The organism is Mucilaginibacter aquaedulcis (assembly GCF_030409325.1).
Classification (GTDB): Bacteria; Bacteroidota; Bacteroidia; order Sphingobacteriales; family Sphingobacteriaceae; genus Mucilaginibacter; species Mucilaginibacter aquaedulcis.
In genome coordinates this window covers 2,387,380-2,405,812 of sequence record NZ_JAUFPR010000002.1, presented here as the reverse complement: position 1 = coordinate 2,405,812, position 18,433 = coordinate 2,387,380, and the positions used below count along the sequence as shown (strand labels likewise).

The 18,433-nt window shown below is 39.3% G+C and carries 15 protein-coding genes; 11 read left to right on the top strand and 4 right to left on the bottom strand.

Features of this window, described 5'->3' with window-relative positions:
- Positions 1-30: 30 nt before the first annotated feature.
- The 4 genes from QWZ01_RS14400 to QWZ01_RS14385 all read right to left on the bottom strand — a co-directional run bounded on the left by QWZ01_RS14400 (position 31) and on the right by QWZ01_RS14385 (position 4,813).
- The gene (locus QWZ01_RS14400; protein ID WP_290324260.1) at positions 31-1,812 is read right to left on the bottom strand and encodes a peptidase associated/transthyretin-like domain-containing protein; all 1,782 of its coding nucleotides are present in this window, start codon (positions 1,810-1,812) and stop codon (positions 31-33) included.
- A gap of 182 nt (positions 1,813-1,994) precedes the next feature.
- Positions 1,995-2,786 (bottom strand): CHAD domain-containing protein, encoded by a 792-nt coding sequence (locus QWZ01_RS14395; protein ID WP_290324259.1) that lies wholly within the window; start codon positions 2,784-2,786, stop codon positions 1,995-1,997.
- A gap of 102 nt (positions 2,787-2,888) precedes the next feature.
- Positions 2,889-4,136 carry a sensor histidine kinase gene (locus tag QWZ01_RS14390; protein WP_290324258.1) on the bottom strand — a complete coding sequence of 416 codons (1,248 nt, stop codon included), beginning with the start codon at positions 4,134-4,136 and terminating at the stop codon, positions 2,889-2,891.
- Positions 4,133-4,813: a response regulator transcription factor gene (locus QWZ01_RS14385; RefSeq protein WP_290324257.1), complete on the bottom strand. Its 681-nt coding sequence runs from the start codon at positions 4,811-4,813 to the stop codon at positions 4,133-4,135. Before QWZ01_RS14385 ends, QWZ01_RS14390 begins: the two co-directional genes overlap by 4 nt.
- Before the next feature lie 157 nt (positions 4,814-4,970).
- Here QWZ01_RS14385 and QWZ01_RS14380 point away from each other — a divergent pair, with 157 nt between their 5' ends.
- The 11 genes from QWZ01_RS14380 to QWZ01_RS14330 all read left to right on the top strand — a co-directional run bounded on the left by QWZ01_RS14380 (position 4,971) and on the right by QWZ01_RS14330 (position 18,409).
- Positions 4,971-5,741 carry a phosphatase PAP2 family protein gene (locus QWZ01_RS14380; protein WP_290324255.1) on the top strand — a complete coding sequence of 257 codons (771 nt, stop codon included), beginning with the start codon at positions 4,971-4,973 and terminating at the stop codon, positions 5,739-5,741.
- Positions 5,742-5,882: 141 nt separating this feature from the next.
- A complete protein-coding gene (locus QWZ01_RS14375; RefSeq protein ID WP_290324254.1) occupies positions 5,883-6,611 on the top strand; it encodes a helix-turn-helix domain-containing protein in 729 nt (242 codons plus the stop codon).
- Positions 6,612-7,080: 469 nt separating this feature from the next.
- A complete protein-coding gene (locus QWZ01_RS14370; protein WP_290324252.1) occupies positions 7,081-8,133 on the top strand; it encodes a response regulator in 1,053 nt (350 codons plus the stop codon).
- 461 nt (positions 8,134-8,594) lie between these two features.
- A complete protein-coding gene (locus QWZ01_RS14365) occupies positions 8,595-9,359 on the top strand; it encodes a polysaccharide biosynthesis/export family protein (protein WP_290324249.1) in 765 nt (254 codons plus the stop codon).
- A 42-nt stretch (positions 9,360-9,401) separates the two neighbouring features.
- Complete coding sequence (locus tag QWZ01_RS14360) at positions 9,402-11,714, top strand: GumC family protein (RefSeq protein WP_290324247.1); 2,313 nt, start codon at positions 9,402-9,404, stop codon at positions 11,712-11,714.
- A gap of 249 nt (positions 11,715-11,963) precedes the next feature.
- Positions 11,964-12,509 carry a UpxY family transcription antiterminator gene (locus QWZ01_RS14355; RefSeq protein ID WP_290324246.1) on the top strand — a complete coding sequence of 182 codons (546 nt, stop codon included), beginning with the start codon at positions 11,964-11,966 and terminating at the stop codon, positions 12,507-12,509.
- Positions 12,496-13,785, top strand: a complete 1,290-nt coding sequence (gene tviB, locus QWZ01_RS14350) for a Vi polysaccharide biosynthesis UDP-N-acetylglucosamine C-6 dehydrogenase TviB (protein ID WP_290324244.1) — start codon at positions 12,496-12,498, stop codon at positions 13,783-13,785. The genes QWZ01_RS14355 and tviB overlap by 14 nt, the downstream gene beginning before the upstream one ends.
- Before the next feature lie 11 nt (positions 13,786-13,796).
- On the top strand, positions 13,797-15,236 hold the full coding sequence (locus QWZ01_RS14345; RefSeq protein ID WP_290324243.1) for a lipopolysaccharide biosynthesis protein: 1,440 nt from the start codon (positions 13,797-13,799) through the stop codon (positions 15,234-15,236).
- Positions 15,233-16,408: a DegT/DnrJ/EryC1/StrS family aminotransferase gene (locus QWZ01_RS14340; protein WP_290324241.1), complete on the top strand. Its 1,176-nt coding sequence runs from the start codon at positions 15,233-15,235 to the stop codon at positions 16,406-16,408. Before QWZ01_RS14345 ends, QWZ01_RS14340 begins: the two co-directional genes overlap by 4 nt.
- On the top strand, positions 16,405-17,262 hold the full coding sequence (locus QWZ01_RS14335; protein ID WP_290324240.1) for a glycosyltransferase family 2 protein: 858 nt from the start codon (positions 16,405-16,407) through the stop codon (positions 17,260-17,262). Before QWZ01_RS14340 ends, QWZ01_RS14335 begins: the two co-directional genes overlap by 4 nt.
- Before the next feature lie 25 nt (positions 17,263-17,287).
- Entirely contained in the window at positions 17,288-18,409 is a 1,122-nt protein-coding gene (locus tag QWZ01_RS14330) for a glycosyltransferase family 4 protein (RefSeq protein ID WP_290324238.1), read from the top strand.
- Positions 18,410-18,433: the final 24 nt, after the last annotated feature.

The following is an 18,433-nucleotide window of genomic DNA, read 5'->3' as shown; positions in this document are numbered from 1 at the left end:
GTCGAAATGACAATTTTATTTTCTCATCCGTTACCACACAAGCTGCAACCCGCCGGTTATACCAACATTCACAGCTGATAGCTTATTATCGTTGCTGATGCTTTTGCTGAGTTGCCAGCCGTGTATTTTTACATTATCGCTCACATCGGCAGATGTGATATTGAAGGAAGGGCCTGCAAAGAACCTCACTAATTTGTTCAACTTATATCCAGGCAATATTTTGAATGAACTGATTTGATAAAATTTATCATGAAAATTGGTAGTTAGCTGAGCAACATATTCGCCGTTTAAGTAAAATTTATTATGATTGATAATATGCGCGCCGAAACCGATATCCAGGGCGTATTTTGCCTGGGCATCATCAAATTTATACACTGCACCAACTAATCCGTAAAGTACCCTGCCTCCCGAACGGAAGTCAAGATGTATCATTAAGTTTTCGTCGGTACTGATGGCCAGGCTTTTTTCGCCGTTTTTGACGAAATTAATGAGTCCAATAGGGTAGTCGCTGCTATCGGCTACGTTTACCAGTGCTGCAAACTGAAAGCCTTTTACCTTTTTTGCAACATTAAAAAGAGATGTAAATTGCGAACCGGCATCATTAGCCGATAAATTGAACAGGCCCGAAAGCTGTAAGCCTTTTGATTGCTGAGTTGAGTTGAATAAACCAGCAACCTGCACACCACCATTAAAAGTTTTTACACGGTTAAACAAACCCGCTATCAGGAACCCTTTTGCCTGCTGATCCATATTGGCCGCGCCGGCCACCTGCATACCTCCTGTAAAATTGTGTGTTTTATTGGCAATGCCCGCCAGCTGTATGCCCTTGGCATCATGTAAAACATTATTGTAAACACTGGCAGCCTCAAATCCATTTAAACTCCCGCCTACCACATTGAACAATCCAGCTACTTGAAAAAAGCTTACATCCTTACGATTAATGTTGAATAAGCCCGCGGCTTCAAAGCCTTTTATACCTGCAGTATATCCACCTAAAAGATTGAACGAAAAATGATCAATAACCTGGCTGTTATACATACCATGCGAGCTTAGGCCCGGGGTGAGGGAAATTTGATAAGGAGCCGATGCAAAAAAGTTACCCAGGTTGAGGCCCTGTACCAGTTGTTTGGAACTGATAAAAAAACGGGCAACCCTACTATGCTCTATCCCGGTTTCTGACCCCTCGTCGGGATAGTACTGATAGTTTTTATTGGTGTTTTTGGAGTCGACATTGACAACAGGTAGTACATAAAGTGAGGTATCACGATAATTCTCTTTACTAACTGTCAGTAAAAGCGATCCGTTCCAGTTTTTAAGCTTAAGTTCAAAATATCCCTTGTCGTCGGTAAGTGTTGATATCAGTTGATTTTTTTCATAAACACTGGCCTTTGCAATTTGCTTTTCGGTGGCAATATCATTTACGTATCCTTTTACTATATTTTGCTTTCCGGGATATTTGTCAACCTCGGCGGTTATACGTAGTTTGCCTGGAGCATGCCTGAGTACAACATAGCCGGGCACTTCTTTAAATTCATAACTATTCCCAAGCAATTTGTCGAGCAAGCTAAATAGTGTTCCGTGATAACCCGAAACAGATACAATACTATCAGCCGGAATGGTTTTATTATTATAGGCGAAATAGAAATTACCCTTGCTGGCAATTTTATCGAGCACACTGGCCATGCGTTGCTGCTTAATGTCGCCAATGCTTATTTCCTTCATTAAATTGTTTTGGGCATGCAGATTGGCGCAAAAGAACATGGGTAAAAAAAGCGATAAAATGCTTGTTATTAACTTTCGGTTTACTGTCATCAAGTTATAATTTGAACCGGCTTAAAACCAAAATTAGGTGATTAGGCGATACTGTGCCTGATCATGACACGCAAACCTGGTTTTACCCTTACTCTATTTGATACTTTTAGTTAGATAAAAGTTTTGCCAAATAGTGACAAAAAAATATTTTTTAATGAAGCGAACTGATAATTGAGTAGCTGTTAACTTACCTGCTGAACAGGTAGATCGACAGTTGTGGTAGCCTGATTATATAGATCTTTTGTTAAATGAGTTATACGGGTTTTGTACTTTGTATTTTGCTTTTTTAAAGCGTTCGCCGCTGTTTTATCATTTACCGTGTTTCCTGAAAACAGATCAATTGCCTGTACATGATCATGCCAGTGGCCTATAGCCGTTTGTACCTGATCAAGGTAGTGTTCATTAAAGCCGATAGCCACAACAGGATGGGTTAATTTATAATTATATATTAAAATTTTAAGCTGTTTACGGTTGGTGTGCAGTGCTTCATTAAATTGAACCGTTGTTAATGAATTTGCAATTTGTTGAAGTTGGTTCTGATAAAACAGACTGATGTGTACATCGTTAATAGCTTTTATTTTTTCTTTCAGTACTTTGTACACACTATCAACTTTTTTAAGGTTTTTATGTCCGTTGGCCTTAAACTGGGCATGGGTTTGTGATTGCAGATCCTGTTGCTGGTTGATGTAACTCTCGTTGTCAATTTTATAGGTTTTGCCTAATTCAAGGTTGATATGTGCATTACGTATGTAACCGGCCTGTTTAAATATTCTTTTTACAGGTTTAAAATGCTTTATCAATACGGGATGACGGTCGGTACTTTCAGACAATATTAAAAAAGCACTTATTTTTTTAACCTGTACCCTGAAATGGTGAAGATCTGCCTGTTGTTCATTTTGTAAATAAGCTTTTAAGCTGGCTTTCATTTCTTTCCACTCTTTTTCAAAATATTTTATTTCTTCTTTTTTTGTCATACCCTGATAACTGTGTGGTTTTAAATGGTATATAAATATACGTTTTCAGTATGCTATATTTTCAAAAAAACATTTGGAATAGCAGGTAGTGTACGCAACTAATTAAAAGGTGATCACAAAGGTGTGGTGTGGAGACAGAAATTGATAGCTAAGTGCAAAATTAAAGTTTTCGCAGATTTGTTTACTGATGGTAAGGCCGAGACCGCTGCCATCGGAGCCTGATGATTTATGGAAGCGTGTAAAGATCTTTGTTCCGGGTAGGGGAGTGATATTGCCTGTATTTTTAATGGTGAGGGAACTTTGGGTTAAATTGATAATGATATCACCACCCTCATAGTTATGCCTTACGGCGTTGATGATGAGGTTACTCAATAAGATTTCAATTAAGTAACGGTTAGCAACAATTTGTTTATCCTCAAGAATACTTGTAATTGTTAGTCGCTTATCCTGAAAAATATCTTCCAGCTGCTGCAATAGCTCTGTTATTAGCTCGTGCAAATTAACATTCTGCTCTTCCGGAAGTAATCTGTTTTCAATTTTAACCAAGAGTAATAAGGATTGATTAAGTCTGCTTAACCTGGATACTGCGCTGTATAAATCGGTAAGGAGTTTGCTTTGTTTTTCGCTAAAATTTTCAGTCTGTATGAGCGTATCTAATTTAGAATTGATCACGGCTATAGGGGTTAGCAGTTCATGTGAAGCGTTTTCAGTGAATGCCTTTAAATCCTTATAGTCGTGCTTTGCCTTGGCTGCCATGGTTATGGCAACTTTGTTAAGCTCATTAAATTCTTCAATTTTGGTAGCTGTTTGTGTAATTTCCAAATTGTCAGTTATGTTAAATAGCTTCAATTCCTTTAAAATGGAATAGAAGGGCTGCCATAAACGGTTTAAAATTAGCCTGTTGGCAATCTGTAATATCAAAAGCAAAAATAAAACAACACCCACCGTTATGCTGAAGATGATCTGTATCAAATCTTCAGTCTCTACTTTTGATTCAACAATTAATATTTTATAATACTTACCGTTAACCGTAACTGAACTGATAAGTCCCCGACCGGCCTCATAGCCGCTTTTGCCGTTATGATATTTGGTGTTTATAAATTTGCGGGTTACGGAGTTTGGCGCTACTTCGGTAAAACTTATCTGCTGATCTTTGGAGTCAAATACCTGCGGTAGTTGGTGGTTAAGCTTTACATAATCAAAAACCTCATCTTCTTCAACACGCAGGGCTTTATCATTTTGGCCATTCAATATCCAACTGATGGCCATATAATAAAGAATGCCCGTTATGATCATTACAATAATGGTAGTGATGATATTTACACGGTTGTATAAGGCCAGCAGTTTCATTTACCGGTAAATTTATAGCCCATGCCATAAGCGGCCTCTATGTAATCATTACCACCTGCCTCCACTAATTTTTTGCGTATGTTTTTTATATGTGAATAAATGAAATCAAAGTTATCGGCAATGTCAATACCATCGCCCCATAAATGCTCGGCAATGGCGTTTTTAGAAACCACTTTGCCTTTGTTGGCTATAAAGTAAATAAGCAGGTCAAACTCCTTCCGGGTAAATTTAACAGAAGTATCATGCACCTTCACCGTTTTTGCCTGCAGATCAATACTAAGTTCATTAAACAGGAGCAGGTTACTGCCGTTATACATTTTTCGCCTGATGATAGCCGATACCCTGGCTTTGAGCTCAGACAGGTGAAAAGGCTTTACAAGATAATCGTCTGCACCCAGATCAAGGCCTTGCAGTCGATCGTCAAGTGAGTTTTTGGCCGAAATGATGAGCACACCATCGGTATAATTATTTTCCTTCAGTTTTTTAAGAATGCTGATGCCGTCGCCCCCACCCGGTAGGGTAATATCAAGCAGTATACAATCGTAACGGTATAATTCAACCTTGGTTAAGGCCATGGAATAGCTGGCTGCGGTTTCGCAAATATTGCCGGCTTCCGTAAAGTATTCTGCTATACTTTCGCGCAGGCCCTCCTCATCTTCTATGATCAGTATCTTCATTTTTTATTAAATGTACAAACTGAATTTGTATACATTCTGTATTGTGCCTTGTGAATCAATTAAATTATGAAAAAATAATCAATGGGTATTCCCCTACAGAATAAATTCAGAATTCAATCATATTATTGTTTATTTCATCAAGCTATTGGTTGTCGCAATGTTCTGGAATAAGCTTATATTTTTTTCGATTTTAATACTACCGTTGGGTGCCATTGCCCAGGATACGGTGAAAACAGATTCATCTGTAATTATAAAAAAGCAATCATCTTATAGTCATCCGCCACTTACGGCTTTTATTCCTCCGGCTGTTTTTGTTACCTATGGTATCCTCTCATTTCATATCAAAGGCATAAGACAAATTGATTATAATGTTTATAATGATATGCAAAAGGATCATCCGGGTTTTAAAACTCATGCTGATAACTATCTTCAGTACGCTCCTGGTGTTGCAGTGTATGCCTTAAATTTAGCGGGTATACAGGGTAAACATAACTTTGCCGACCGCACAATACTCTATGTATTATCAGAAGGGATATTTGCAGGTTCTACATTTTTGGGTAAGCGCATAAGTCACAGATCCAGGCCAAGTAATGCCGATGAATATTCTTTCCCATCAGGGCACACCGGTAATGCCTTTGCATCGGCCGAATTTTTAACACAGGAATACGGTGATGTTTCGCCATGGTATGGTATTGCGGGATACTCTGTTGCCGCCGCCACTGGGGTATTAAGGGTGTACAACAATGCCCACTGGTTTAGCGATGTGGTAGCCGGGGCAGGTGTAGGCATCTTATCAACAAAGTTTGCCTATTTAATATATCCCCTGCTTAAACAAACATTTGGCAGCGGTAAAAAAGATGCAAGCACTGTAATTATGCCTACTTACCAAAACTCCATGTTCGGTTTTACGTTTGTAAAGACACTTTAAATAGGTTAGCAGGTTAAGGATTGATTTAATATAACAGGTCAATAAGTGATGGTTGTCATTAATTTTAGTGACGGTCGTCACTTATTAACCTGTAATAAGTTTTATCTTTATAGCACAACCTAATTTAATGGTTTGAAGTTAATGTCAGAGGATATTAATAGCAATCGTATTGAGTGGAATCATCTAGAAGTTGCAGACCACACGCTGGCCATGCTTGCGTATTGGGACAGGAATTTGATTTGCAGGTATGCGAATCAGGCCTTTCTGGAGTGGTATGGCAAAACCCGGGAGGTGATGGTTGGTATCAAGATGGAGGATTTTTTAGGGAGTCTTTTTCAAAAATATGTACCTTATGTAATTGGCGTTTTTGAAGGCAAAATCCAAAGGTTTGAGCGTGACATTGTAACCCCATCCGGCGAAAAAAGAAAAGCGATTGCCACCTTTAGTCCCGATTACGAAGACAAAGAGGTAAAGGGCTTTTTTGTATATATATCAGATATTTCCGTTCCCGAAATTATTCAGGGTCAATACATGTTAAATGACTCTCACAATAGCACATCAACCAGCGAAAACATACTTGATAATATTGTAAACACATTAAAAACGTGTTTATTGACAGGTTTCCCGGGCATAGCTAAGCTATCCAGGCTGCATTTTATTTCTGAATCAAAGCTTAAGCGGGATTTTAAGACCCAATTCAACTCCAGCATATTTTCTTATTACCGAACGCTCCAGATGGAACTGGCCGAGAAGTATTTACAGGATAAAAAATTCAGTAAAAAGCAACTTGCCGGAATACTTAATTTTTCAAACCCCTCAAACTTTTCGGCCTGCTACAAAAAATATCTCAACACCAAAAAGAAAGCTTAGAAGGTATTTGAGTGCGGTAGATGATACCCTGAAAAAGGTTACCAACAAGTGTAAATTGCTGTTATTTTCTGTGCAAATAAAATTAAACGTAGGGTATGCGTTTACATTGATTTATAAATCTTAAATTGTATTGTTTTAATTGCTATAGGCTTGATTATGACTAAGCTATGGAGCGGTAAGTTGGCCTTCTACAGGTAAATATTGGGCTTTTACAAGTGTGCATTTTATTTTTAAATGATGTAAGTTTGTTTCATCCCTGCCAAAGATAAGCCGATTCGTTATTTCTGAATAATGTGCGTGTTTGTATTATAAAATTATAAGTTAATAATTTTTGTATGAATAGTTATCCGGACACAAGGTCAGCAATAGTTATTCTGTATAGAATACGGAAGCGAAGTTTTATAAAGCTTGTAATTAAAATTTGTTTCCTGTAAGTCAAAAACAATTTGAACCTTAACCCTTATTGACTATGAATGAATGCATACTTGTTATTGACGATGATGATATTATGAGAACCGTAGCCGTTAAGATCTTAAAAAAAGCCGGCTATAGTATAATACAAGCAAACAATGGTAAAACTGGCCTCAGTTTAGCCACCCAACTAAAACCTGACCTTATACTGTGTGATATCATGATGCCTGAATTAGATGGCTTTGATGTTTTACAATCATTGAACAACAACCAGGAAACGGCAATTATCCCATTCATATTTTTAACGGCTAAAACAGAAAGGCTTGATTTTAGAAAAGGCATGGAGATGGGAGCCGATGATTATATAATTAAGCCCTTCGATCAGCAGGAACTGTTAAACGCTATTGAAAGCCGGTTGAAGAAAAATGCCATCAGGAAAGATTCCTTTACCAAGGCTCTACAAAACCTGGATAACCTGGCCAACAACTCAAAAGATGAAAAGGCCGAACTAAAGGCTTTAATAGCCAGTCGCAAAATTCGTCAGATTAAGAAAAAACAAATATTGTATTATGAGGGCGACCAGCCCACTGGTATATACCTTATTCTTGAAGGCACCGTAAAAACAGTAAAGTTTACAGATGATGGCCGTGAGTTTATGACGGGCCTTTATAAAACAGATAATTATTTAGGAGTAAACGCCCTATTGCTCAACGAAGCGTTTAAAGAAACCGCGGTAGCCATTGAGGATGCAACAGTATGCCTCTTGCCAAGGGATATTATATTGTCATTATTAAGCAGGTATCCGGCTATAAGCCAGCAGTTTTTAAAGATGCTTTCAAATAATATCAGCGAAAAAGAAGACCAGTTGCTGGAGCTTGCCTATAATTCTGTTCGGAAACGCCTTGCTCAGGTATTGTTGCGGTTAAACAAACAATCAAGCGATCCGCTGTTGCTAAAAATATCAAGGGAAGAACTGGCAGGTATGGCAGGCATGGCCATGGAAACAGTTAGCCGTACCTTGACAAATTTTAAGGAGGAGGGCCTCATTGATAAAAAGAGCGGTCATATTACGATACTTGAACTCAACGGTCTTGAAAAAATAAAGAACTAATAATTTACACCCCTTTATACAAAGGCCGGTAGCTATACATTAATAGTTACCGGCTTTTTTGTTTCATCAACCATTCATTGAGGGTGGTATCACCCTAAATTAATATCATAGTAGGTTAATTTAACAGGTTTTTAACCCTGGGTAAATACACTATGCCTGTTGTTTTTGATAGCATGATAGTTAATGTATTTATTAAGCTTTTTTTAAATGAAAAAAGCAAATTGAGTTATCTGAAATCTGAATAACAATAGCCGTTATTTCAACACAAACTCCAAAGCATTATACAACATTTTTACAGCAAATGTAAACCACGATTTAAGCTTATTTTACAGGTTGTGTAAAAAATAGAGGTGTGTTTTACAATTTTATTTCAATCCTGAAAAGTTATATAATATTGAATGTCAATTAAATAGATTTGAAATATCAAATGAGATAATGATAACCAATTAGCCTTATCACTAATGAATAACAAAATATTAACACGAAGCTGCATACTGCTCATCCTGGCAATGAGCGCATGTGCTCCAAGAAGAGACCTGGTTTATTTTAGCAATATGGCAAATGCTACTAAAGTAACTAACCTGAAAGATCAAGAGGTTCATATACGTGAAAACGATATAGTTGATATCACGATGAATAGTTTGAGCCCCGAGTCAAACAACTTGTTCACTACTAATAAACCAATTGCAGGTTCAACGTCAAAAAGAAACGGTTACCAGGTAAAGGTTAATAAAGACAGCAGCGTTTATTTACCCCTTATAGGTTACTTTAAAATTGGAGGGTTAACGATTGATAAGGCCGAGGAAGGAATTACTACCGCATTAAAAAAGAATGTTAAAAACCCGGAGGTTGATATTCAGATTGTGAACTTCAAAATAACAGTTATAGGCGAGGTAAATAAACCCTCCACCTTTGTAATGGATGATACTAATGTAAACCTGCTCGAAGCCTTGGGAATGGCCGGAGATATGACAGTTTATGGTAAAAGGGAAAATGTATTGGTGATACGTAATGAAGATGGCCAGAAAACCATGGCGAGGCTTAACCTCAATGACAAGGAATCAATGAATTCGCCATACTTCTATCTTAAACAAAATGATATTGTATATGTAGAGCCTGACCGGGCTAAAGCGGTTGAGTATAGTTCAAATACACGGGTTATTCCAATTGTGGTGGCATCTATATCCGCTATTGCGGTTTTGGCTGCTGTGCTGTTAAGACGATAAATTTTTAGACGAAACTATTTGCCCTATATAAAAACTGATAACATGGCTGCAAATTTTATTTACAAACCTGCTATTCGGTCCGATAATTTTCAGGATAAATTTATGCCGTATTTAAAGCGTTGGTATATATTTCTAATAGCGCTGGTTGTAAGTTTGGGCATTGTTTGGCTTTATCTTGATTATGTAACACCTCAGTATAAAGTAAGCAGCACCCTGCTTATACCCGATGATAAAAAAGGCGACGGCATTTTGAAAGCTACCGCGTTTAGCGACCTAAACATGTTTCAGGAACCTAAAACGGTAGATAATGAGATGGAGATCCTTCGTTCCCGCGATTTGATCTACACCGCACTCAAGAAACTTAACCAGCAAACGGTTTACTTTGACGAAAGCAGCTTCAAGACCCGGGAGCTATATTCAGATGATCTTCCTTTTCAGGTAATTGTAAATAAACTGAAAAAAGCGGCCTATTTTAAAGAGTTGAAGTTAAAAAGCTTATCGTCAGACAAGTTTATACTGGAGGATGGCCCTTCAAGCTTCATATACCGGTATGGCCAGGAGGTTAGGCACAATGATTATGTATTTACGGTAATTAAGGGCCCTGCTTTTTCAGCTGAGTCAAGGCTGATCGGCATTCAGTTTAAAGATCTTTATAAAATGGCGGCATCCTACAGCGCTTCCAGGTTAAAGGTAAACCCCGTAGTTAAAGAATCCAATACTATTATATTAAGCCTTATTGATCCTATACCCGAAAGAGGGGTTGATATCCTGACCAATATTATAGATACCTATAATGTTGAAAACGTACAGAAAAAGAATAAAATGGCTGTTAATACCATTTTATTTATTGATAAACGCCTGAAGGCCATGGAGCAGGATCTGTCTTCGGCCGAAGGTGGGATAGAGGCCTACAAACAACAAACCGGTGCAACAGATGTAAATGCCGGTGCACAACTTAACCTTACCAAATCTGCCGAGTATAACCAGTTGTTGGAAGCCTCAGACGTTCAGCTGGGTATTGTAAGATCAATTGAAAGCTATTTAAGCAATTCCAAAAATCAGTTCAGCGTAGTACCCAGTAGCATGGGGCTTAAAGATCCGGTGCTGAATAATTTAATAAGCCGTTTTAATGATTTGCAATTGGAGCGCAACCGTATGCTGCAAAGTGCAAGCTTGAGTAATCCGCTGGTTCAAAACCTCAGCAGCCAGATAGCCAGTCTTCGTGTAAACATTAAAGAAAATTTAAGCAATATTAAACAAGGTTTTATTATCGAACATAATCACCTGAAATCAAACTCAGCACAGTATAATTCACGGGTACGTTCGGTGCCAACGCTTGAAAGAGGTTTGCTGCAGCGCAGTCGCGAGCAAAGCGTAAAAACCACGCTGTATCAGTATTTGCTTCAAAAACGCGAAGAAACAGCTTTATCACTTTCGGCAACTATACCAACATCACAGCTTGTTGATAAACCCGGTTTTGATCCTAATCCGGAATACCCTAAACAGCCTTTACTGTATTTATGCGGTAGTATCATCGGTCTGCTCTTTCCTGCTATGTTTATTTATGTAAAGGAACTGCTTAATATTAAGGTTAAAGATTCCGCAAGTTTAAATTACATACCAGGGGTAAAGGTATTGGGCGAGCTAAGCCATAATGAAGTTAAAAGCCCGATTGTGATACAAAAGGGCGGCAACTCCATCATATCCGAACTCTTCAGGTATATACGTACCAATCTGGGAGTATTGAACCCGGATTTGCCTAATCAGGTTATGCTGGTTACCTCATGCATGAAAGGAGAGGGTAAAACCTTTTTCAGCATCAACCTGGGTTTAACGCTGTCATTGCTCGATAAAAAGGTACTGATAATGGAGTTTGACCTTCGCAAGCCCGATCTGCTTCAGAGTTTAGGAATAAAACAACAGCAGGGAATCACCGATTATTTGCAGGGCGATACAGATATGCCATACGATTGCATTCAACAGTATGAAAATTCTGATAACCTGTTTGTAATGGGCTGTGGTCCAATGCCGCATGACCCTGCAGAACTGCTCATGAACGACCGCATGTTTAAGCTGTTTGATTGGGCTAAAAGCAGGTATGATTATTTAATTGTAGATACATCGCCGGTAGGCTCGGTTGCTGATGCCTTTAGTTTGGCCCAGTTTGCCGACCTCAGTATTTACCTGGTGCGTTATAATTACACTAATACGCAACAGCTGGATATTTTGAGAGATATATATGATCAGGAAAAGTTAAAGAATTTGATGGTGGTATTTAACGATGCTAAAAAAGAAAACCGTCCGGCTTATGCCTATGGCGGTTATGGTTACGCTGCCGAAAAAAGCAGCAAATAATTTGCTTTATAAACTTAACCGGCCTTTAGCCGGCATATAATCAAAATTAATTATTTGTTAAAAAAATAAGCTATGTAAGTGGAGTGGCGGAGCTATACTCGCTGCTCAAATTTTTGAAACATTACAGTGCATTACCTCTGTTGGCCCCGGCCAATAACCTAAATAAATAAGTCTTTTATTTTTTAAGCAATGGCGTCATGTAAGTGATATGGCGAAGCTATTGGCTAATCTCAAGCTATGACCGCATTTATGGAAATTAAACAATTACATGAAAAAAGATGGCTGGTAATTTATACCAGGCCCAGATGGGAAAAGAAAGTTGACGCCTTGCTAAAGCAACAGGGTATTGAATCATATTGCCCGGTAAGGCAGGTTGAAAACCAATGGGCCGACCGCAAAAAGGAAGTAAGCTTCCCCTTATTTAACTCTTATGTATTTGTTAAGGTAAGCCTCCGCGAAGAGGCGCAGGTACTTTACTGTATGGGCGTAATGGGATATGTGTACTATATGCAAAAACCGGCAGTAGTGCGCGATGAAGTGATTGAGGAAGTGAAAAGGAACTTAACCCTTTACAAAGATTTAGAAATTATAAACCTGCAGGATATTTCCGTAGGCGATCGCGTACTGGTAAACCAGGGAGCTTTCGCCAATCACCCGGGGCAGGTTGTTCAAATACAGGGTAAAAATGTACTCATGGTTTTCGACAACATCCACTGCGCCCTGGTAACCCGCATTCCATTTCAACACATCACCATAAACAACTTAAATCAAAACAACAAAAATGCTACAAAATAACAAAATTGGAATCATCGGCCTTGGGTATGTCGGTCTTCCATTGGCTGTAGAGTTTGCAAAGCAGTATAAAGTATTTGGTTTTGATATCAATGCCAAGCGTATAGATCAGCTCAGATCAGGCATCGACCATACCCTCGAAATCAGCGAACAGAAGCTCAAAGCAGTAACAACCCCTGTTTGTACAACACCAAAGGGCTTGTACTTTACTGACGAAGTTGAAAAGTTAAGGACTTGCTCTATTTACATCGTAACGGTACCAACCCCGGTTGATAAAAATAACCGTCCCGATCTGAGCCCCCTCATCAATGCCAGTTTACTGGTTGGTAAGGTATTGAAAAAGGGAGATATTGTTATTTATGAATCAACAGTTTACCCCGGTGTAACCGAAGATGAATGTATGCCCGTACTTGAAAAGGTATCAGGCTTAAAATTCAATGTTGACTTTTTTGCAGGTTATTCGCCAGAAAGGATTAATCCTGGTGATAAGTTGCATACAGTAGCTAATATCCGCAAGATCACGTCAGGATCTACTCCAAAGGCGGCTGAAATTATCGACGCGTTGTACAGTTCTGTAATTACTGCAGGTACCTTCAAGGCCGATTCAATCAAGGTTGCAGAAGCCGCAAAGGTTATTGAAAATGCGCAGCGCGATATCAACATTGCCTTTGTAAATGAACTGGCCATGATATTTAACCGGTTAGGTATTGATACCAGCAAGGTTTTGGAGGCGGCCGGTACAAAATGGAATTTTTTGAACTTTCGCCCGGGGCTTGTAGGTGGCCATTGTATAGGGGTTGATCCTTATTACCTGGCTCAGAAAGCGCAAGAGGTTGGTTATCATCCCGAAATTATACTTGCGGGTCGTCGTATCAATGATTCCATGGGTTCATATGTGGCCGATCAGTTTATCAAAAAAATGATCTGTAAGGGTACATCTTTAACTACTGCAGAAGTACTGATACTTGGTTTTACATTTAAGGAGAATTGCCCTGATGTTCGTAATACCCGTGTAATTGATATTGTACGCCGGCTGGAAGAATATAAGGTAAAGGTTCACATTCATGATCCATGGGCCAACCCCGATCAGGCCAAACGGGCTTATGGTATCATTTGCGAAAATGGCGAATCAAAATCCCGTACCTATGATGGCGTTTTATTGGCTGTAGCGCACGAAGAATTTAAAGCGATGGATTTAAAAGCGCTTTGCAAGCCAGATGCTGTTTTATACGATTTAAAGGCCTTTTTGCCAGATGAGTTAGTAACCGCCCGCCTTTAAGCTTATTAGTCATGAGTTTAAAAGAAAAAGCTGTTTCCGGAATATTATGGTCATTGTGGCAGCAGTTTAGCGGCAAGTTAGTTGGCTTTGGTATCTCCATAACCCTGGCCCGCATACTTGAACCTGCCGAGTTTGGGCTTATTGCCATGCTATCACTTTTTATAGCAATAGGCAATACTTTGTTAGACGGAGGCCTTACCACCTCCCTGATCCGGACAACAGATGCAGACCAGCGAGATTATTCAACCATATTTTATTTTAACCTCATTGGCAGTACCATTTTATATGCCCTGCTTTTTTTAGCCGCTCCCTTCATAGCCGATTTTTATAAGCAGCCCCTTTTAAGTTCGGTAGTAAAGGTGTACGGACTTATCCTGATAATCAATGCTTTTTTTGGTGTGCAAAGTACCCTGCTCATCAAGGATATGAAGTTTAAACAGCAAACCAATATCCAGATTCCTGCTGCCATCGGAGGCGGCATATTGGGTATTGTGCTGGCCAAAATGGGTTATGGTGTTTGGAGCCTGGTTTGGATGGGCTTATGTACATCGTTTTTAGCAACAGCCATGCACTGGATCTATTCGTCATGGCGGCCAGCTCTCATTTTTGATAAAGCATGTTTTAAAAAGCATTTCAACTTTGGTTATAAAATGACCCTTTCGGGGATATTAGATACGCTTTACCAGAATATATACCTCATTATCATTGGCAAATACTTTTCGGCAGTTCAGCTTGGGTTTTATGCCCGTGCCGATTCTATCAGCCAGTTGCCCATAAGCAATATATCGGCAGCCATTAACAAGGTGGCATATCCCATGTTTGCCGAGATATCTGATGATGTGGCTCAGTTAAAGAACGTGTATAAGAAGCTCATGCAGCAGGTGCTTTTTTGGAATGCCCCGATACTGATCTTTTTGTGTGTTGCAGCCGACCCCCTCTTCCATTTTTTATTAACAGATAAATGGATGCCATCTGTACCATACTTTCAAATTTTGTGTATCTGCGGTATCATGTATCCGCTGCATGCTTACAATTTAAATGTTTTAAAGGTGCTGGGTAAAAGCGCTTTGTTCCTGAAGCTTGAAATTGTGAAAAAGGTACTCAGCGTTGTGGGTATTTTATCCTTCATCTCATTCGGGATTTACGGGCTCCTTTACTTTCAGTTGTTTTTCAATTTTGTTGCCTATTACATCAATTCATTTTACAGCGGTAAGCTGATCTTTTACCCGGTTAAAGAGCAAATTGAAGATATTTTGCCAATTCTGGCGCTGGCTGGTATTGTTGGCCTGGCCTGCTACTTTCTGGATATGCTGCTCGCTCACCTGTTTGTGCCCGATCTGCTTCGGATAGCTATTATAGGTATTAGCTATGCCGGGTTTTACTATGCATTTAGCCTGCTGGCAAAACTTACAGCCATAAGAGATTTTAAACAACTAATTCTGAAAAAATGATACCAGTAACTAAACCATTTCTGCCCGCCGAGAAAGAATTTAAGAGTTATGTAAAAAGTATTTGGGAGCGGCAATGGCTAACCAATAATGGCCCGCTTGTAAATACACTGGAATTAAAGCTTAAAGAATATCTGGGTGTTGATCATCTGCTGTATGTATCAAATGGTACCGTTGCATTGCAATTGGCTATACAGGCACTCAATTTAACCGGCGAGATTATTACCACGCCTTTTTCTTTTGTTGCTACAACAAGCACTATAGTATGGCAAAACTGTAAGCCTGTATTTGTAGATATAGACCCTGATACATTTAATATCGACGCATCAAAAATTGAAGCAGCCATTACCCCGCAAACATCGGCCATATTGGCTACACATGTTTACGGAACCCCCTGCGATATTGATGCCATACAATACATTGCCGATAAACACGGCCTCAAGGTAATTTATGATGCCGCTCATTGTTTTGGTACACGTTACAAAAACAGATCGATATTTGATTATGGCGATATCAGTGCCACAAGTTTCCACTCTACTAAGGTATTTCATACTATTGAGGGTGGGGCTGTGTTTACCCGTCAGCCCGCTTTACTCAAAAAGATGGCGCTCATGCGCAATTTTGGATATTCTGGGGTTGATGAGTTTTCTGAACTGGGCATAAATGCCAAAAACTGCGAGTTTCATGCGGCTATGGGTTTGTGCAATTTAAACCATATCAATGAAGTACTTAAAAAGCGGAAGTACTTGTCGGCTCAATACATGCTGCGTTTGAGCAGGCTTGATGTTCAGTTTCAAAAGCTACATAGCATTGAAGATTATAACTACGCCTATTTCCCCATTATGTTTAAAAGCGAAGAACTGATGAAGGAAAGCAAAGCCAAATTGGAGATGGCGCAGATTTATTGCCGCAGGTATTTTTATCCGTCATTATCGGCTTTACCCTATGTTGATAATGTAAAAATGCCTGTTTGCGATTCGGTGGCCAGCCGTATCATGTGCCTGCCGCTTTACCATACCCTTACAATTTCTGAGCTCGACTTGATATGCCGCCTGCTGTTAAGGATACAAAACGAAAGCCAGGTAAACGAATCAAAACATTTTGGAATGTTGATTGCCGATCAGATAGAATCTGAAATTAACACTGCAACTGTAAAAGTAAACGGATCATTATGAGTACTCAAAAGCCTATGCTGAGTATTTGCTGTATTACTTATAATCATGGAAAGTTTCTTGCCCAGGCTATTGAAAGTTTTCTGATGCAGCAAGCCAGTTTTGAATTTGAAATTGTTGTTGGCGACGATTGTTCAACCGACGAAACCGTTAGTGTTGCAAAATCATTTGCCGAAAAATATCCTGAAAAAATAAGGTTTACTTCAACAAAAAAAAATCAGGGATCGCACTATAATCTTATTAATACACTTCAGTATTGCACCGGCAAGTACATAGCCCTTTGCGAAGGCGACGACTATTGGACAGACCCGCACAAACTGCAAAAACAAGTTGATTTTTTAGAACATAACCCCGACTACGTTATTTGCTGCCACTACACCAGGGTAATTGACGAAAATAATAATACACTGTATGTGCATCCAAAACCAGTGCCGCTAATACATACTTATCATGACCTGCTTGCAGGTAAACAGGAAGAAACAAAAACGGCTACAGTAATATACCGTAATGTACCGGGGATACATCAGTTATTTCACAGGCCGTGGTTTTTTTCCTGCCATGCCGGCGATAAAATATTCAAGCTTTTTGCAACCCACCAAACCGGTAGCAAAATTTATGTTATGCCCGAGGTAATGAGCTGCTACCGCAACCATGTTGGCGGTATATGGAGTATGATTAATACACAAGTGCGGATGGAGCGCATGATCAGTGATTTTAATCTGATCATTAAAAATTTCAGCTATCCTGCATTACAGAAAAAGTTACTGCTACTGCTATATGTTAAAAGGTATCTGTTATTTGAGCTAACCAGGTTTAGGCTGCGAAAGGCCTATGATACTGTAAAATACCTGCTGTAAGTTAATTCAGGAATCCCCCATTTTCATGAAAACACTATCCGCTTTGCAATATAAGCCCACGTTGTTCTTTATTATTCCGTCGTTAAAAGGCGGCGGTGCCGAAAGGGTACTTATAGCGCTGGCCAACCATTTTAACCAGTTAAACTGTATAGCAATAATTATTGCCTTAAACTATGGTGAACCGGCATACACTATTGATGATGGTGTAGAGGTTATTTACCTGCTTGAGCGCAAAAACGATTTGCTGTTGTACAGGGGATATTATGTTTTGCTTACATTTTTCAAGTTGTGCAGCCTGCTGATGAAAAATAAGCCCATGTGTGTGCTATCGTTCATTACATCAGCAAATATATGGACAGGTATAACCTGCGCTATTACAGGTACGCCTTATGTTGTTTCGGAAAGAACTTCGCCCAAACGTACGGTAAACCAGTTCAATTATTTATTTAAACGTTTGGCTGCGTTGCTGTATAAAAAGGCCGAAGTTGTGGTTGTAGGCGCAAAAGGTGTTGAAGATTGCCTGCGGGAAGACAAGGCATTTAAAGATTTGAATAACATTCATAAAATAACAAATTCTGTACCCGCATTTAAACCATTATCGGGGCAGCCTGTACATCACCGCAAATTTATACTGGGAGTTGGCAGGCTTGAATATGTAAAGGGTTTTGATCTGTTGATAAAGGCCTTTGCCAATGCGCAAATTAATGATACCGACCTGCTAATCGTTGGCGATGGAGATGAGAGAAACAAGTTGGAATCTCTTACTGCAGATTTAGGCTTATCTGACAGGATTATATTTACGGGTTCCCGAACCGATCTTCAGGATTATTACAGCCAGGCCGAATTATTTGTACTGCCATCCCGAAACGAAGGCTATCCTAATGCTTTGGTTGAGGCCATGAGTTTTGGTTGCCCAAGTATTGCAATGGATTGCGAGTTTGGCCCTTCAGAAATTATTATAAACGGGCAAAATGGTTTATTGGTTGAGGCAGGAAATGTAGCCGATTTAACCAGCGCCATCAACAGGTTAATGCATAACCAAACCTTAAGGGATGAGCTGGGCAGCGAAGCCGTACAAATTAATGATACTAACAGCCCTCAGCAAATATTTAAAAAATGGGAAGACTTGCTTTTGAAGCATGCCTGAAACTTCGTGAACCCGATTAAATCA

What these genes read in the sequence shown, in the direction of transcription:
- QWZ01_RS14400 (WP_290324260.1), bottom strand. Translation starts at nt 1,812, where the DNA reads ATGACAGTAAACCGAAAGTTAATAACAAGCATTTTATCGCTTTTTTTA.
- QWZ01_RS14395 (WP_290324259.1), bottom strand. Translation starts at nt 2,786, where the DNA reads ATGACAAAAAAAGAAGAAATAAAATATTTTGAAAAAGAGTGGAAAGAA.
- QWZ01_RS14390 (WP_290324258.1), bottom strand. Translation starts at nt 4,136, where the DNA reads ATGAAACTGCTGGCCTTATACAACCGTGTAAATATCATCACTACCATT.
- QWZ01_RS14385 (WP_290324257.1), bottom strand. Translation starts at nt 4,813, where the DNA reads ATGAAGATACTGATCATAGAAGATGAGGAGGGCCTGCGCGAAAGTATA.
- QWZ01_RS14380 (WP_290324255.1), top strand. Translation starts at nt 4,971, where the DNA reads ATGTTCTGGAATAAGCTTATATTTTTTTCGATTTTAATACTACCGTTG.
- QWZ01_RS14375 (WP_290324254.1), top strand. Translation starts at nt 5,883, where the DNA reads ATGTCAGAGGATATTAATAGCAATCGTATTGAGTGGAATCATCTAGAA.
- QWZ01_RS14370 (WP_290324252.1), top strand. Translation starts at nt 7,081, where the DNA reads ATGAATGAATGCATACTTGTTATTGACGATGATGATATTATGAGAACC.
- QWZ01_RS14365 (WP_290324249.1), top strand. Translation starts at nt 8,595, where the DNA reads ATGAATAACAAAATATTAACACGAAGCTGCATACTGCTCATCCTGGCA.
- QWZ01_RS14360 (WP_290324247.1), top strand. Translation starts at nt 9,402, where the DNA reads ATGGCTGCAAATTTTATTTACAAACCTGCTATTCGGTCCGATAATTTT.
- QWZ01_RS14355 (WP_290324246.1), top strand. Translation starts at nt 11,964, where the DNA reads ATGGAAATTAAACAATTACATGAAAAAAGATGGCTGGTAATTTATACC.
- tviB (WP_290324244.1), top strand. Translation starts at nt 12,496, where the DNA reads ATGCTACAAAATAACAAAATTGGAATCATCGGCCTTGGGTATGTCGGT.
- QWZ01_RS14345 (WP_290324243.1), top strand. Translation starts at nt 13,797, where the DNA reads ATGAGTTTAAAAGAAAAAGCTGTTTCCGGAATATTATGGTCATTGTGG.
- QWZ01_RS14340 (WP_290324241.1), top strand. Translation starts at nt 15,233, where the DNA reads ATGATACCAGTAACTAAACCATTTCTGCCCGCCGAGAAAGAATTTAAG.
- QWZ01_RS14335 (WP_290324240.1), top strand. Translation starts at nt 16,405, where the DNA reads ATGAGTACTCAAAAGCCTATGCTGAGTATTTGCTGTATTACTTATAAT.
- QWZ01_RS14330 (WP_290324238.1), top strand. Translation starts at nt 17,288, where the DNA reads ATGAAAACACTATCCGCTTTGCAATATAAGCCCACGTTGTTCTTTATT.